Raw genomic sequence first — 13,627 nt, 5'->3', positions numbered from 1 at the left:
TCAGCGGGTTCAATGCCTTGCGCGGGGCTTTGAGGGCAGGGCACAAAGGGGGGAAGCACGGGGCAGGCAAGGCGCAGGCGAATGGCGATGACGGAAATCGAACCGGTCATGGGATTGGCCTTGATCGGCGTGATCGGGGTCGGGGCCCAGTGGTGTGCTTGGCGGCTCCGGCTGCCCGCCATCGTGATCATGCTGGTCGCGGGGATCATCGCCGGGCCGGTGACCGGGTTGCTTGATCCAAGGGCTGTGCTCGGCGATCTGATGGGGCCGCTTGTATCGCTTGCCGTTGCGGTGATCCTGTTCGAGGGCGGGCTGTCGCTTGACCTCCACCGATTGGGCGATGCGCGCGCGGGGGTGCGGCGGCTGGTGCTGATCGGTGCGCCGCTTGGCTGGCTGATGTCGGCGCTGGTGCTGGTCTTCGCCGCCGGGCTGAGCTGGGAAACGGCGGCTGTCTTTGGCGGTATCATGATCGTGACCGGTCCAACCGTGATCGCGCCACTGCTGCGGCAGGCGCGGTTAGCGCGCCGCCCCGCGCAGCTTCTGCAATGGGAGGCGATCGTCAACGACCCGATCGGCGCGCTGGCGGCGGTACTCGCTTTCGAGGTGGTCCTGGTGCTGCGCGCGGGCCATGACGCGGCGGGCGCGGCGGGGCTTGTGGTGATCGGCATTATTGCCGCGACGGTTCTGGGCTATCTGGGCGGGCGAATGATCGCCTACAGCTTCCGGCGCGGGCTCGTGCCCGAATACATGAAGGTGCCCGTCCTCTTCGTCAGCCTTCTGGCCGTTTTCGCGCTGTCCGACCATCTGCTGCATGAGGCGGGGCTGCTGGCCGTCACCGTGATGGGCCTAGTGATCGGGAATGCGGACCTGCCCTCTTACACCGAGCTGCGCCGCTTCAAGGAGCAGGCGACAGTCATGCTTGTCTCGGGGGTCTTCATCCTGTTGGCGGCCGGGCTTGATATGGAGCAGGTGCGCGCGCTCGATTGGCGCGCGGCGGCCTTCGTGGCTGCGACGGTGCTGATCGCGCGGCCACTAACGGTGTTGATCTCGCTGCTGCGCTCCGACCTGCCGATGCGAGAGCGGCTGTTCATCGCGCTGACCGGCCCGCGTGGGGTGGTTCTGGTGGCCGTGGCGGGGCTGTTCGGCCAGCGTTTGGCCGAGGCAGGCGTGACCGATGGCGCGCGGATCGGTCCGCTGGCCTTCGTGCTTGTGCTTTCGACGGTGGTGCTGCACGGCTTCACGCTTGCGCCGCTGGCGCGCGCCATGGGGCTGGCGGGGAAAGAGGCGCCGGGGATTTTGATCGTGGGCGGCTCGCGCTTTACCACGGGGCTGGCCGAGGCGCTGCAAAAGGCCGAGGTGTCGGTGCTGATCACCGACCCGAACCACGCCCGGTTGATCCGACCGCGTGCGGCTGGCATCCCCACCTTCTACGGTGACATCCTCAGCGAGGCGGCCGAGGACCGGGTCGAGTTGATGGCGTTTGGCTCGCTGCTGGCCGCCACCTCGAACGACGCTTACAACACGCTGGTGGCGACCGACCTCGCCCCCGAGATCGGGCGCGATGCTGTCTGGCAGGTGGCGCGCCATAAAGATGACCGCCCGCGCCACAGCCTGCCGACCCAGTTGGGCGGGCGGCCCTTTGGGGCGGGGCGGACGCTCGACGCCTTCGAGGCACTGGTCGAAGACGGCTGGCGTTTCCGACTGACCCGCCTGACCGAGGAATACCCGCTGTCGGCCTGGCGCGAAAAGCGCCCCGACGCGATCCCCGTCCTGCGCATCGGCCCGAAGGGAGAGCTGCGCTTCGTCCGCGATGCCGAGAAGCTGCGCGCCGAACCCGGTGACCGGCTGATCGCGCTGTTGCCGCCCGGTGCGCTTGATGAAGCCGCCGCCGCGCGGGCCGAGCCGGATCAGCCCCAACCCGCGGCACCGCTGCCCTGAGGCCCCCTGCCTGACCATTGACGCGGCGCGCCCGCTCTGGCAGGGGAGAGGCAACCGAAGGAAAGCCGAAAATGAACCTTTTTGCCAATATTCGTATTGCGGTCATCGCCGCGCTGGATGCTCTGGTCGCCGAGGGGCAGCTGCCCGCCGGGCTCGATTTTGCCAACGTCGCAGTCGAACCCCCGCGAGACGCATTGCACGGCGACATGGCGACCAATGCCGCGATGGTGCTGGCAAAGCCCGCAGGCGCCAAGCCGCGCGATATCGCCGAGGCGCTGGCGGCGAAACTGGCTGCAGACCCGCGTATCACCTCGGCCGAGGTTGCCGGGCCGGGCTTTCTGAACCTGCGTCTTGACCCGGCGGTCTGGGCCGAGGTGACCCGCGCTGCGCTGATCCAGGGCGCGGATTTCGGTCGCTCGGATCTGGGTAAGGGGATCAAGGTCAACGTCGAATATGTCTCGGCCAACCCCACCGGGCCGATGCATGTCGGCCATACGCGCGGCGCGGTTTTCGGCGATGCGCTGGCCTCGCTTCTGGATTTCGCGGGTTATGACGTCACGCGCGAATATTACATCAACGACGGCGGTGCGCAGGTCGATGTGCTGGCGCGCTCGGCCTATGAGCGCTACCGCGAGGCCAACGGCCTTGAGCCCGAGATCCGCGAGGGGCTCTACCCCGGCGATTACCTGATCCCGGTGGGTGAGGCGCTCAAGGCGAAATATGGCGAGAGCCTGCTGAACAAGCCCGAAGGCGACTGGCTGGTCGAGGTGCGCGGTTTCGCGACCGAGGCGATGATGGGAATGATCCGCGAGGATCTTCAGCTGCTCAACGTCAAGATGGATGTCTATTCGTCCGAAAAGGCGCTTTATGGCACCGGCAAGATCGAGGCCGCGTTGCAGCGGCTTCAGGATCTGGGCCTGATCTATGAGGGCGTGCTGGAACCGCCGAAGGGCAAGCTGCCCGAAGACTGGGAAGAGCGCGAGCAAACGCTGTTCAAATCCACTGCCTATGGCGATGACGTGGACCGCCCGGTGAAGAAGTCGGACGGGGCGTGGACCTATTTCGCGCCCGATATCGCCTATCACTACGACAAGGTGCTGCGCGGCTTCGACATGCTGATCGACGTCTTTGGCGCGGACCATGGCGGTTACGTCAAGCGCATGAAGGCCGCCGTCGCGGCGCTGTCGGAAAACCGCGTGCCGCTGGATATCAAGCTGATCCAGCTGGTGAAGCTGTTCAAGAACGGCGAACCCTTCAAGATGTCGAAGCGGGCAGGGACCTTTGTCACCCTGCGCGACGTTGTCGAGCAGGCCGGCGCCGATGTGACGCGCTTCCACATGCTGACGCGCAAGAACGACGCGCCGCTGGACTTCGACTTCGACAAGGTGCTGGAGCAGTCCAAGGACAACCCGGTGTTCTACGTACAATACGCCCATGCCCGTGTGGCCTCGGTTGCGCGCAAGGCGGCCGAGCTGGGTATAGACGTCTCGAACGCGGCGCTGGCCAAGGCGGATCTGTCGGGCAATACACATGAGGCTGAACTGGCGCTGGCCAAGAAGGTTGCCGAATGGCCCCGCCATGTCGAGATCGCCGCCCGCGCGAATGAGCCGCACCGGATCGCTTTCTTCCTCTACGAGATCGCCTCGGATCTTCACGCGCTGTGGAACCGCGGCAATGACGAACCGGCGCTGCGCTTCGTGCAAGAGGGGGATACGGGCATCACTTCGGCGAAAATCGCCCTCGCTCGGGCCTGCGCAGTTGTCATTTCGGCCGGTCTTGGTATTCTTGGCGTAACTCCGGCGGAAGAGATGCGCTAAAGCGTGCCGCCGCCGGAAGAGGCAGTAAAGCCGGATAACCGGCGGCGAGGCAGGCATGGCGAGCATTCACTACCGCGACGGCGGAGCCTATGGCTATGGCAACTCGGGGGGCTATGACTCCCATCGGGGCAATTCGGCTGCAGCTCCTTCTGGCTCTGGTTGGGTTCAGTATGCGGGTGCCATCACCTCGGTCGCGTTGATCCTTGGGGTCGTGGTCTGGGGCTACCGGCTCGCGGTGCGCGATGTGACCGGCGTTCCGGTGATCCGCGCGATGCAGGGCCCGGCGCGGATTGCACCTGAAGATCCCGGTGGCGATCTGGCACGCCATGTTGGCCTGTCGGTCAACGCGGTCGCCGGAACGGGCGTTGCAGCGCCCGCGCCCGAGCGTGTTGCCCTTGCCCCGGAAGTGACTGGCCTGACCGACGAAGACACGCCGATGGCCGATGTCAAACTGCTGGCCGAAGCGCCGAAAGCGCCTGCGATCCAGGAACTTACGCCGACCCCGGCCGCCTTCCCCGTACCGGACATGACGCCCGCTGCCAAACCCGTGGCCGAGGCGCCGGTCGAGGCGCCCGTTGATGCGGATGTTGCCGCGCTTGCGCCCGAAGCCGCTGAGCCCGAAGCTCCCGCCGAAGTGGTCTCGGTGCTCGCCGATGCGCCGGGCCTCAAGACGTCGCCGCGGCCTGTTCGTCGCCCCGAGGTCGAGATGTCGAACGATGCGCTGGCCGCCGCGTTGACTGCCGAGATCAGCGGCAAGGCCTCTGTCATGCCGACGGTTGAGCTTGAACCCGACAGCCTGCCCACTGGCACGCGCCTTGTTCAGCTTGGAGCTTTCGACAGCCCGCAGCAGGCACGGCTCGAATGGGATCGCGTGTCGAACCGTTTCGGCGCCCTGATGGAGGGCAAGAAGCGCGTCGTGCAGGAGGCAAGCTCGGGCGGACGCACCTTCTACCGGCTGCGCGTGCAGGGCTTTGATGATGTGGATGACGCGCGCCGCTTCTGCGCCGCGCTGGTCGCCGAAAGCACCAACTGCATTCCCGCGCTGGTGCGCTGATGCCCGCAGGCGCAACGATTTTCGGCTGCGAAGGGTTGGCTCTTTCGCCGTCCGAGGCTTCGTTCTTTCGCGCATCGGACCCCTGGGGCTTCATCCTGTTTTCGCGGAATATCGAAACACCGGAACAGGTTGCGCGGCTCTGTTCATCACTGCGCGAGGCGGTGGGTCGCGATGCGCCGATCCTGATCGACCAAGAGGGCGGCCGTGTCCAGCGCCTTCGTGCACCGCATTGGCGCGAGTGGCTGCCGCCGCTCGATCAGGCCCGCGCCGCGAGCGATGCACCGCGCAGCTTCTGGCTCCGCGCACGTATTCAGGCACATGAGTTGCGCGCGATTGGCATTGATGCCAACTGCGCGCCCACCTGCGATATCGCGGGGCCGCGCACCCATCCCTTCTTGCAGAACCGGTGCCTTGGCACCGATTCCGCAACGGTGATCGCGAATGCCCGTGCCACGGCCGAGGGCTTCCTCGCGGGGGGCGTGCTGCCGATCCTCAAGCATATGCCGGGGCATGGCCGCGCCGAGGCGGACAGCCATCTGGACCTGCCGGTGGTCGGGGCCGATCCCGCCGATCTGGCGCAGGCCGACTTCGCGCCGTTCCGGGCGCTGCGCGATCTGCCGCTCGGGATGACCGCGCATATCCGCTTCACTGCCTTCGATCAGGCGCCCGCCACGCAAAGCCGCAAGATGATCGCCCTGATCCGCGAGCAGATCGGTTTTGACGGTCTTCTGATGACCGACGATATCGGGATGGAGGCGCTTTCGGGCAGCAAGGGCGCGCGCGCCGCGGCCTCGATCGCGGCGGGATGCGATGTGGTGCTCTATTGCAAGGGCGACATGGAGCCGATGGAAGAGGTCTCCGAGGCCGCAGGCCAGCTGACGCCCGAGGCTGCCGCCCGTGCAGATGCGGCACTTGCCCGCCGCCATGCGCCTGACCCCGTTGACATCGCCGCGCTCGAAGCCGAACTTGTGGCTTTGTTGGGCGATGGGGCGGATGTCTGAGGAAAGCCACCTTTTCGAAGCGATGAGCGTCAGCGAGCGGCTTCAGGCCGAGGCGCTGATCGTCGATGTGGATGGCTTCGAAGGGCCGCTCGATCTGCTTCTGTCGCTGTCGCGTACGCAGAAGGTGGACCTGCGCAAGATCTCGGTGCTCCAGCTCGCCGAGCAGTATCTGACCTTTGTCGAGCGTGCCAAAGCGCTGCGGATCGAACTGGCAGCCGATTATCTGGTGATGGCCGCCTGGCTCGCCTTTCTGAAATCCAAGCTTCTCTTGCCGCCCGAGCCGGGGGCGGATGGCCCCTCGGCCGAGGATCTTGCCGCCCACCTGGCCTTCCAGCTTGAACGCCTAGCCGCTATGCGCGACGCCGCCGCCAAGCTGATGGCACGCGACCGTCTGGGGCGCGATTTCTTTGCACGCGGAGTTTCGGAAGAGGTCGAGCGCGTGCGCAAGGTCCAGTACTCGGCCTCGCTTCTTGATCTGATGCAGGCCTATGCCCGGATCCGCACCCGCGACGAATTCCGCCCCTATGCATTTGATCGCAAAGACGTCTTCACCTTGGAGCAGGCGCTCGAACGGATGCGCGGGCTTGTCGGCTTCGCGATGGAATGGACCGATCTGGTCAGCTACCTGCCCGAGGGCTGGGGCTTGGACCCCAAGCGTCGCCGCACCGCCACCGCCGCCACATTCGCCGCCTCGCTCGAACTGGCCAAGCAGGGCCAGATTGAGATCCGCCAGTCCGAGACCTTCGCGCCGATTTCGATCCGCGCCGCGCAACCCCGGAACCGCAATGACTGATACCGAGAAATCCCTTTTCGAAGCCCCGCCGCTCGCCGAGCAGGAACGCATGGTCGAGGCGATCCTGTTCGCCTCGGTAGAGCCGGTGACGCTGCGCGAGATGGAAGAACGGATGCCGCATGGCTCTGACCCCGCCGAGGCGCTGGTCTATTTGCGCAAACGCTACGAGGGGCGCGGGGTGCGCGTCGTCAAGGTGGGCGACGCTTGGGCGGTCCGCACCGCGCCTGACCTCGCCTTCCTGATGCAAAAGGAAACGGTGGAGCAGCGCAAGCTCTCGCGTGCCGCGATCGAGACGCTCGCCATCGTCGCCTATCACCAGCCCGTCACCCGCGCCGAGATCGAGGAGATTCGCGGCGTCGCGGTCAGCCGGGGCACCATCGACCAGTTGCTCGAGATGGAATGGATCCGCTTCGGCCGCCGCCGCATGACGCCGGGCCGCCCGGTCACCTTCGTCGTCACGCAGCAGTTCCTCGATGAATTCGGCCTTGAAAGCGCCCGTGACTTGCCGGGCCTCAAAGAGTTGCGCGCGGCGGGCCTTCTCGACAACCGCCCGATGCCGGGCGGCGCAAGCGACGATGACGACGAGGATGTAACCGGCCAGAGCGAGCTTTTCGAGGATTGACCCGATGAACACCGATCGCCTCATCGGCACGCTCTTTCGCATCCTGTTCCGGCCTGTGACGGATCTGGTCATCAACCTTCTGATCGGGCGCGGCAAGGCCCCGTCAGAGATGACCAAGGCCGAGCGCGCTCAGGCCCGTACCGCCCGCAAGGCCGTCACGCAGGCGCGCCGAGCAGCCCGTATCACCCGCCGTCTGCGCTAAGACCCAGATCCGCCAGATAGATCCGCACGGCCTCCTGCACGTGGCGGAAGCGGTCGCCACCCAGATGCTTGCCGCCATACCAGCGCGTCACCACGATCAGATGGTCGCGCAACCCGGCGCGCTCCAGCATCCGCAGGATGATCACCCCGGCGCCGCTCTCGCCATCGTCATTCTTCACCGGCCCCTCAGCGCATAACAGCCCCCAAGTGTTATGCGTGGCCTTGGCGAATTTCTTGGCCCGCTTCAACTCCCGGATCAGTGCCTTCGCCTCGTCCTCAGATGCGCAAGGCGCCCCGGAGACGGCATATTTCGACCCGCGGTCGCTGATGATGTCCTCGATGATGCGCATCGGGCCTCCTGAAAAAGATGCCGCAAGCCACTTTCGGCTTTGCACAAATATCCCGGGGGTGAGCGCGGAACGCGCGAGGGGGCTGGCCCCCTCAGCCCGCCCGGAAATGCTTGGCGAGCTTGAGGCCCTGACCCTGATAGTTCGAGGCGATGCCGGTGCCATAAAGCCGCTCGGGGCGTTCGGCCATGCGCTCATAGACCAGCCGCCCGACGACCTGACCGTGCTCAAGCACGAAGGGCGCCTCGTGGCAGCGCACTTCCAACACCCCGCGCGACCCAGTGCCACCGGCAGTCCCATGGCCGAAGCCCGGGTCAAAGAAGCCCGCGTAATGCACCCTGAACTCGCCCACCATCGCCAGATAGGGCGCCATCTCGGCGGCAAAATCCGGCGGGATCGTCACCGCTTCGCGCGACACGAGGATATAGAACGCGCCGGGGTCGAGGATGATCCGACCGTCGCGGGTGCGGATCTCCTCCCAGAATTCCGAGGCCGGGTAATGTGCGATCCGGTCGAGGTCGATCACCCCGGTATGCGGCTTCGCGCGGTAGCCCACCAGATCGCCTTCCGCGGGCAGCAGATCGACCGAGAAGCCGAGCCCGTGGTCGATCACCGCCTCGCCCGAGACCAGCGGCTCGGCCATGTGCAGGATCTTCAGCTCCGCATCGCTCAGCATCGCCTGACCCGCGCGGAAGCGAATCTGGTTGAGCCGCATTCCCGGCCGCACCAGCACCGAGAACGAGCGCGGGCAGATTTCGGCGTAGAGCGGGCCAGTGTAACCCTCGGGGATTCGGTCGAATTCCGTGCCGCCATCGGTAATGACGCGCGTCAGCAGATCTAGCCGCCCGGTCGAGCTTTTGGCATTCGCGACGGCGGTTAGGCCGGCGGGTAGGGCAAGCCCCTCCATCAGCGGCACCAGATAAACGCAGCCCTTTTCGAGCACCGCGCCGTTGGACAGGTCCATGCGGTGCATCTCGAATTCGGCAAGCTTGGTGTCAACGCGCTGGTTGCGCCCGGCCAGGAATGAGGCGCGGATGCGGTAGGCCACCTGACCAAGGCGCAGGTCGAGGCTTGCGGGCTGGATCTGCTCGGGCAGGACGGGGATCGTCGCGCTGATCTCGCCGCGCTCGATCATCGCACGGATGGCGCTGTCGGCCTGAACGCCTTGGGTCATGTCTCGTTCCCCCGGATATGCGAACGCCCACCCCGCGGAACGGGATGGGCGTTGTTCGAGATGGTCGGGCCGGAGAGATTCGAACTCTCGACCTTCCGCCCCCCAGACGGACGCGCTAACCAGGCTGCGCCACGGCCCGACGAGGCGCATATAGAGGCATCCGGGCGGTGGGCGCAAGCGGCAAAACGCATTTTTCCGCAACGCTCTGCACGCGAGATATCGGCGTGCAGCCGGGCAGAGGAAAGCGGCAGGGCAAGCATTATTCTGCCCGGCCAAGCGTCGCCGCAGCCAGGCGGCTGCGCAGGGCAACCAGCCGCGATTTGGCGGCCTTGAGCGTGTCTCTCTCCGCCTCGCTCAACTGCGTGCCAGACAGGGCGCGCAGGCGCTGCGACATCGGCGGTGTGGGGTCGGCCTCGGGCGGAGCGGGGGGATTCGGCGCCCCGCGTGCGGTCGCAAGATCAACGATCTCGGCGCCGGGAACGGCTTCTGGCTCAACATCTAGCGCCATGGGGGCCTCCGGCGCCGGTTCGTCAAAGAACGAGGGCTGACGCCAGCTTGCCTTCGACGGTGGCGCGGCAGGCACAGGGTCTTGCGGGTCGGGGGGGAACTGCGCGGCCGGGGCTTCAGGCTCCGGCTCGGGGGCGGCGGGCCAGGGCGTGGGTGCGGCCTCCGGCGTCGCGTCGACGGTCGCCTCTTGTTCCGCCGCACTCAGATCGATCGTGGCAAGCGACATGACGTGGCGCACGCCCTCATCCTTCAGCAGCTTTTGCACGCCGCGAATGGCCATGCCATCCTCATGCAGTAGGCGCTTGATGCCACCCAGCAAAAGGATGTCCTCGGGGCGGTAGTAACGCCGCCCACCGGCACGTTTCACCGGCTTGATTTGTGCAAAGCGACTTTCCCAGAACCGCAGCACATGCGTCGGCGTATCGAGAATCGTCGAGACCTCGGAGATCGTGCGGAAGGCATCGGCTGATTTCGCCATCACGCCGCCTTTCTTGTTCGCCTGCTCTTAGCGCCCCGAAACGGGGCAGCGCCTCAGTTCGCGTTGCCGGCGGCCACGCGATCCTTCATCAGATGCGAGGGGCGGAAGGACAGCACGCGCCGCGGCGAGATCGGCACTTCTTCGCCGGTCTTGGGGTTGCGACCCATGCGAGACGACTTTTCGCGCACCGAGAACGTGCCGAAGGACGAGATCTTCACCGTCTCGCCGCGCACCAGCGCATCGGAGAGATGCTGCAGAACGCTTTCGACAAGCTGTGCGGATTCATTGCGCGACAGCCCGACCTCGCGGAACACCGCTTCGCTCAAATCCATGCGCGTCAAGGTCTTCTCAGACATACCATCCCCCCGGATTGATTTTGACAACGATGGGGGCAATGAAATCCCGAGTCAATATCAATGACTTGGGCGGCGCTTTTCAAGCGTGTGGAAAGGCAGTTCTGCTTACCAGCGCAGCACGACGGCGCCCCAGGCAAGCCCGCCGCCGATCGCTTCGGTCACGACAATGTCGCCGGTCTTGATCTGGCCACGTTGCTTGCCAACCGAAAGCGCCAGGGGAATCGAGGCGGCCGAGGTGTTGCCATGGTCCTGAACGGTCACAACGACGCGCTCCAACGGCACCTGCATCCGCTCGGCGGTAGCCGAGATGATGCGCAGATTCGCCTGGTGCGGCACGATCCAGTTCACGTCCTCGCCCGACATGCCGATCTTGCCAAGCGCCGTATGCGCGGTCTCGGCCAGCTTCTGGACAGCGTGTTTGAAGACGGCATTGCCCTGCATGCGCAGCTGGCCCGCCTTGCCGTTCGACGACACGCCCCCATCGACATAAAGCAGTTCGCGGTAGCGGCCGTCCGAATGCAGATCGGTCGACAGGACGCCGCGATCCTTGTTGGTGCCAGAGCCGTTCGCCGCTTCGAGAATCAGTGCGCCTGCGCCGTCGCCGAACAGCACGCAGGTGCCGCGGTCTTCCCAGTCCATGATGCGCGAGAAGGTCTCGGCGCCGATCACCAGAACGCGCTCGGCCTGGCCCGAAACGATGAGGCCGTTGGCATTTGTCAGCGCGAAGACGAAGCCCGCGCAGACCGCCTGGATGTCATAGGCAAAACCGTTGGTCGAGCCGAGGCCCGCCTGAACCATTGTCGCGACCGAGGGAAAGGTGAGGTCGGGCGTCGAGGTTGCCACAACGATCGCGTCGATCTGGTCGGCGGTCATGCCCGCGTCGATCAGCGCGGCCTGCGCGGCCTTGATGGCGAGCTGCGAGGTCGTTTCACCTTCGGCGGCGAAGTGTCGTTGCTCGATTCCCGTGCGGGCGCGGATCCAGTCGTCGGTCGTGTCCAGCGTGGCCTCGAACTCGGCATTCTTGACGATGCGCTCGGGCAGATAATGCCCAACGCCCCGGACCACGGCTCTGATTTTCATGATACTTTCTCGCTGGTTTCGTCGCCTTGGGGCGCATCCTGCCCCGAGACTGACGCCGAGGCAACCCGTGCTGCGAGTTTCGCGCTGAAGCCCGAGCGGGCGAGGCGTGCCGCCAGATCCACCGCAGCGGCGACGCCGGTCGCGTCGGCCGAGCCATGCGATTTCACCACGGTTCCGTTCAACCCTAGGAAAACGCCACCGTTTGCGCGGCGCGGGTCGATCCGTTCCTTCATCCGTTTGAGCGGACCCATGGCCAGCAGCGCCCCCAGCTTGGCCAGCGGCGAGGCGGTCAGCGCCTCGCGCATCAATTCACCAGCGAGCCTCGCCGTGCCTTCGCCGGTCTTGAGCGCGATATTGCCGGTGAAGCCATCGGTCACGATCACGTCAACGCGGTTCGACGGCAGGTCATTGCCCTCGACGAAGCCGATGAATTCGAACTGACCGGCGTCCTGCGCCTTGGTCATCAGGTCATAGGCGACCTTGAGTTCGGCGTGGCCCTTGTGTTCTTCGGTGCCGACGTTGAGCAGGCCGACACGCGGGCGGGTCAGGCCAAGGGCGTTGCGCGCGTAGGACGTGCCCATCAGACCGTAGGTCAGCAGGTCGGCTGCCTCGGCCTTCACGTCGGCGCCCATGTCGAGCATGACGTTCCAGCCCGTCGGGTTGCGCGAGGGCCAGAAGGAGGCGATCGCGGGGCGGTTCACGCCCGGCAGCTTGCGCAGGCGGATCATCGATATGGCCATGAGCGCGCCGGTGTTCCCGCAGGATACCGCCACTTCGGCTTCCTTGGCGCGCACCGACTCGATCGCGGACCACATGGAGGTGCCCTTGCCGTTGCGCATCACCGCCGCAGGCTTGTCGTGCATCGTCACCACGCCTTCGGCATGGTGGATCTCGCAGCGCTCGGTCAGGCCGCGCGCGGCCAGCAGCGGGGCGAGGGTGCCTTCGGGGCCATGCAGGATGAATCGCAGGCTTGGCGATTTCCGCGCGGCAAGCGCCAGGCCATCGACGATGGCCTCGGGTCCGCGGTCGCCGCCCATCGCGTCGATGGAAATGACGATGGCGCCGGAATCACCCGGCGCCTTGGCCACGTCGTGGCCTTGATCAATATTTTTCATGTCGGACCGGCCCTGATCCTGCCCCGTGGTCTTCGGAATGTCCTGCACAGCGGGCATGATATCGGGCAAGCGACGGCGCGGGCTTACGCCGCGTCGTCGTCCAGATCGACCTCGGCAGCCTGAGCCACCACTTCGCGGTCGTCATAGTGACCGCAGGCGCCACAAACGTGGTGCGGGCGCTTCAGCTCGCCGCAGTTCGGGCACTCCGCCGGGTTGCCGGCAACAAGAGCGTCATGCGCACGGCGCATGTTGCGACGGGAACGCGTAACTCGGTTCTGAGGGACAGCCATGTCTCAACCTCGGGTGTTCGGGGGCGTTACAGCCCTGATTTTCCTGGAGTTTCGTCACTGGCGCCAGGTGGCGGACCGGGTGCGAACCCAAACTTTGAATGAGGCCGGGAACATACTGCGATTCTGATCCGGCGCAAGTCCTTTTTCTGCCTTTTTTTTCCGCCCTCGAAACCGGGCGGCTTCAGGCAGGACGTCAATCGTTTTCGCCCGACCCGTTGCCCTTTCCGGCCAGCAGATCGCGCAGGTTGGCAAAGGGGCGGGTGGCTTCATCGGTCAACTCTTCGGCCCCGTCGGGTACCGCGCTCAGGCGTGCGTCGGGTTCCAGCTCGGTTGCGCGCGGGTAAAGCGGCAGGGCGAGTTCGAGTGCCTCGAGCGCGACTGCGGCAAGGTCAATCTCGGCGCGCAGAGGCTCAAGCGTGTCGTCTTCGGGCATTTCGACCTCGTCACCCGTGGGCTCGGGCAGGTCGGCCAGGTAGTGGCGCGTAATCTCTTCGGCCAGATCGGTCGTGACCGGCGCCAGCGTGACCGCGCAGGGCTGCACGACGCGGGCCGTAAAGGCAGCCTCAAGCAGCCAGTCGCTGCGGCCCTTTGCGGTCAGCGTGCCCTTCAGGCGCAGCGATTTCACCGCCGAGATGCCCGCCCATTGCGCGATCGCCGCGCAGGTGGCGGCGTCGGGGCGGATGTCGAAGCGGTTGGGTTTGCGCCCCGCCAGATCGGCCACGCGCCGCGGCTCGCTCCAGGGCAGGGGGGTGTTCGGGTCGAAGGCGGCGTCACTCATGGATGTTATCCTTTGCTTTTCCCGCGCCATGGCGCAGCTTGGCTCGCAACGCGCTTGAGGGCCGTGCCAGCATGTT

The 13,627-nt window shown here is 65.9% G+C and carries 15 protein-coding genes and 1 tRNA gene; 7 read left to right on the top strand and 9 right to left on the bottom strand.

Translation table 11 applies throughout. From position 1 onward, the window contains the following. Window positions 1-81: 81 nt before the first annotated feature. The 7 genes from N3C64_RS12655 to N3C64_RS12625 all read left to right on the top strand — a co-directional run bounded on the left by N3C64_RS12655 (window position 82) and on the right by N3C64_RS12625 (window position 7,427). Window positions 82-1,938 (top strand): cation:proton antiporter, encoded by a 1,857-nt coding sequence (locus N3C64_RS12655; RefSeq protein WP_260014744.1) that lies wholly within the window; start codon window positions 82-84, stop codon window positions 1,936-1,938. Window positions 1,939-2,009: 71 nt separating this feature from the next. Beyond that, the gene (gene argS, locus N3C64_RS12650) at window positions 2,010-3,755 is read left to right on the top strand and encodes an arginine--tRNA ligase (RefSeq protein WP_260014743.1); all 1,746 of its coding nucleotides are present in this window, start codon (window positions 2,010-2,012) and stop codon (window positions 3,753-3,755) included. 55 nt (window positions 3,756-3,810) lie between these two features. Further along, the gene (locus tag N3C64_RS12645; RefSeq protein ID WP_260014742.1) at window positions 3,811-4,809 is read left to right on the top strand and encodes an SPOR domain-containing protein; all 999 of its coding nucleotides are present in this window, start codon (window positions 3,811-3,813) and stop codon (window positions 4,807-4,809) included. Next, the gene (locus tag N3C64_RS12640) at window positions 4,806-5,810 is read left to right on the top strand and encodes a glycoside hydrolase family 3 N-terminal domain-containing protein (RefSeq protein WP_260014812.1); all 1,005 of its coding nucleotides are present in this window, start codon (window positions 4,806-4,808) and stop codon (window positions 5,808-5,810) included. The genes N3C64_RS12645 and N3C64_RS12640 overlap by 4 nt, the downstream gene beginning before the upstream one ends. Window positions 5,811-5,832: 22 nt before the next feature. Further along, window positions 5,833-6,603, top strand: coding sequence for a segregation and condensation protein A (locus N3C64_RS12635; protein ID WP_375546117.1), 771 nt, complete (start codon window positions 5,833-5,835; stop codon window positions 6,601-6,603). Beyond that, window positions 6,596-7,225: an SMC-Scp complex subunit ScpB gene (scpB, locus tag N3C64_RS12630; protein ID WP_260014741.1), complete on the top strand. Its 630-nt coding sequence runs from the start codon at window positions 6,596-6,598 to the stop codon at window positions 7,223-7,225. The genes N3C64_RS12635 and scpB overlap by 8 nt, the downstream gene beginning before the upstream one ends. A gap of 4 nt (window positions 7,226-7,229) precedes the next feature. After that, on the top strand, window positions 7,230-7,427 hold the full coding sequence (locus tag N3C64_RS12625) for a hypothetical protein (RefSeq protein WP_260014740.1): 198 nt from the start codon (window positions 7,230-7,232) through the stop codon (window positions 7,425-7,427). Here N3C64_RS12625 and N3C64_RS12620 read toward each other — a convergent pair. From N3C64_RS12620 to N3C64_RS12580, 9 genes are all read right to left on the bottom strand, one after another. After that, on the bottom strand, window positions 7,408-7,776 hold the full coding sequence (locus N3C64_RS12620; protein WP_260014739.1) for a YigZ family protein: 369 nt from the start codon (window positions 7,774-7,776) through the stop codon (window positions 7,408-7,410). The genes N3C64_RS12625 and N3C64_RS12620 overlap by 20 nt on opposite strands. 91 nt (window positions 7,777-7,867) lie before the next feature. After that, complete coding sequence (locus N3C64_RS12615; protein WP_260014738.1) at window positions 7,868-8,947, bottom strand: 2'-deoxycytidine 5'-triphosphate deaminase; 1,080 nt, start codon at window positions 8,945-8,947, stop codon at window positions 7,868-7,870. Between the two features lie 61 nt (window positions 8,948-9,008). After that, window positions 9,009-9,086: transfer RNA gene (locus N3C64_RS12610), tRNA-Pro, on the bottom strand. Between the two features lie 120 nt (window positions 9,087-9,206). Next, window positions 9,207-9,932 (bottom strand): MerR family transcriptional regulator, encoded by a 726-nt coding sequence (locus tag N3C64_RS12605; RefSeq protein ID WP_260014737.1) that lies wholly within the window; start codon window positions 9,930-9,932, stop codon window positions 9,207-9,209. 53 nt (window positions 9,933-9,985) lie between these two features. Continuing rightward, entirely contained in the window at window positions 9,986-10,288 is a 303-nt protein-coding gene (gene ihfA, locus N3C64_RS12600; RefSeq protein WP_233675958.1) for an integration host factor subunit alpha, read from the bottom strand. Window positions 10,289-10,393: 105 nt separating this feature from the next. After that, the gene (locus N3C64_RS12595; protein WP_218629681.1) at window positions 10,394-11,368 is read right to left on the bottom strand and encodes a beta-ketoacyl-ACP synthase III; all 975 of its coding nucleotides are present in this window, start codon (window positions 11,366-11,368) and stop codon (window positions 10,394-10,396) included. Next, window positions 11,365-12,483, bottom strand: a complete 1,119-nt coding sequence (plsX, locus tag N3C64_RS12590) for a phosphate acyltransferase PlsX (RefSeq protein WP_260014736.1) — start codon at window positions 12,481-12,483, stop codon at window positions 11,365-11,367. The genes N3C64_RS12595 and plsX overlap by 4 nt, the downstream gene beginning before the upstream one ends. A gap of 83 nt (window positions 12,484-12,566) precedes the next feature. Next, a complete protein-coding gene (rpmF, locus tag N3C64_RS12585) occupies window positions 12,567-12,773 on the bottom strand; it encodes a 50S ribosomal protein L32 (RefSeq protein WP_218629682.1) in 207 nt (68 codons plus the stop codon). A gap of 193 nt (window positions 12,774-12,966) precedes the next feature. Further along, entirely contained in the window at window positions 12,967-13,551 is a 585-nt protein-coding gene (locus N3C64_RS12580; RefSeq protein ID WP_218629683.1) for a YceD family protein, read from the bottom strand. Window positions 13,552-13,627: the final 76 nt, after the last annotated feature.

This window comes from Sedimentimonas flavescens (assembly GCF_025154035.1).
Lineage (GTDB): Bacteria > Pseudomonadota > Alphaproteobacteria > Rhodobacterales > Rhodobacteraceae > Rhodobacter > Rhodobacter flavescens.
The sequence above is the reverse complement of the archived record's forward strand: the minus strand, read 5'-3'. Positions and strand labels throughout refer to the sequence as shown.

Excerpts from the sequence above, each read along its gene's own strand:
- N3C64_RS12615 (WP_260014738.1), bottom strand. The coding sequence starts at position 8,947 with ATGACCCAAGGCGTTCAGGCCGACAGCGCCATCCGTGCGATGATCGAG.
- N3C64_RS12625 (WP_260014740.1), top strand. The coding sequence starts at position 7,230 with ATGAACACCGATCGCCTCATCGGCACGCTCTTTCGCATCCTGTTCCGG.
- scpB (WP_260014741.1), top strand. The coding sequence starts at position 6,596 with ATGACTGATACCGAGAAATCCCTTTTCGAAGCCCCGCCGCTCGCCGAG.
- N3C64_RS12620 (WP_260014739.1), bottom strand. The coding sequence starts at position 7,776 with ATGCGCATCATCGAGGACATCATCAGCGACCGCGGGTCGAAATATGCC.
- N3C64_RS12595 (WP_218629681.1), bottom strand. The coding sequence starts at position 11,368 with ATGAAAATCAGAGCCGTGGTCCGGGGCGTTGGGCATTATCTGCCCGAG.
- N3C64_RS12580 (WP_218629683.1), bottom strand. The coding sequence starts at position 13,551 with ATGAGTGACGCCGCCTTCGACCCGAACACCCCCCTGCCCTGGAGCGAG.
- N3C64_RS12635 (WP_375546117.1), top strand. The coding sequence starts at position 5,833 with ATGAGCGTCAGCGAGCGGCTTCAGGCCGAGGCGCTGATCGTCGATGTG.
- N3C64_RS12605 (WP_260014737.1), bottom strand. The coding sequence starts at position 9,932 with ATGGCGAAATCAGCCGATGCCTTCCGCACGATCTCCGAGGTCTCGACG.
- N3C64_RS12645 (WP_260014742.1), top strand. The coding sequence starts at position 3,811 with ATGGCGAGCATTCACTACCGCGACGGCGGAGCCTATGGCTATGGCAAC.
- rpmF (WP_218629682.1), bottom strand. The coding sequence starts at position 12,773 with ATGGCTGTCCCTCAGAACCGAGTTACGCGTTCCCGTCGCAACATGCGC.
- ihfA (WP_233675958.1), bottom strand. The coding sequence starts at position 10,288 with ATGTCTGAGAAGACCTTGACGCGCATGGATTTGAGCGAAGCGGTGTTC.
- argS (WP_260014743.1), top strand. The coding sequence starts at position 2,010 with ATGAACCTTTTTGCCAATATTCGTATTGCGGTCATCGCCGCGCTGGAT.
- N3C64_RS12655 (WP_260014744.1), top strand. The coding sequence starts at position 82 with ATGGCGATGACGGAAATCGAACCGGTCATGGGATTGGCCTTGATCGGC.
- plsX (WP_260014736.1), bottom strand. The coding sequence starts at position 12,483 with ATGAAAAATATTGATCAAGGCCACGACGTGGCCAAGGCGCCGGGTGAT.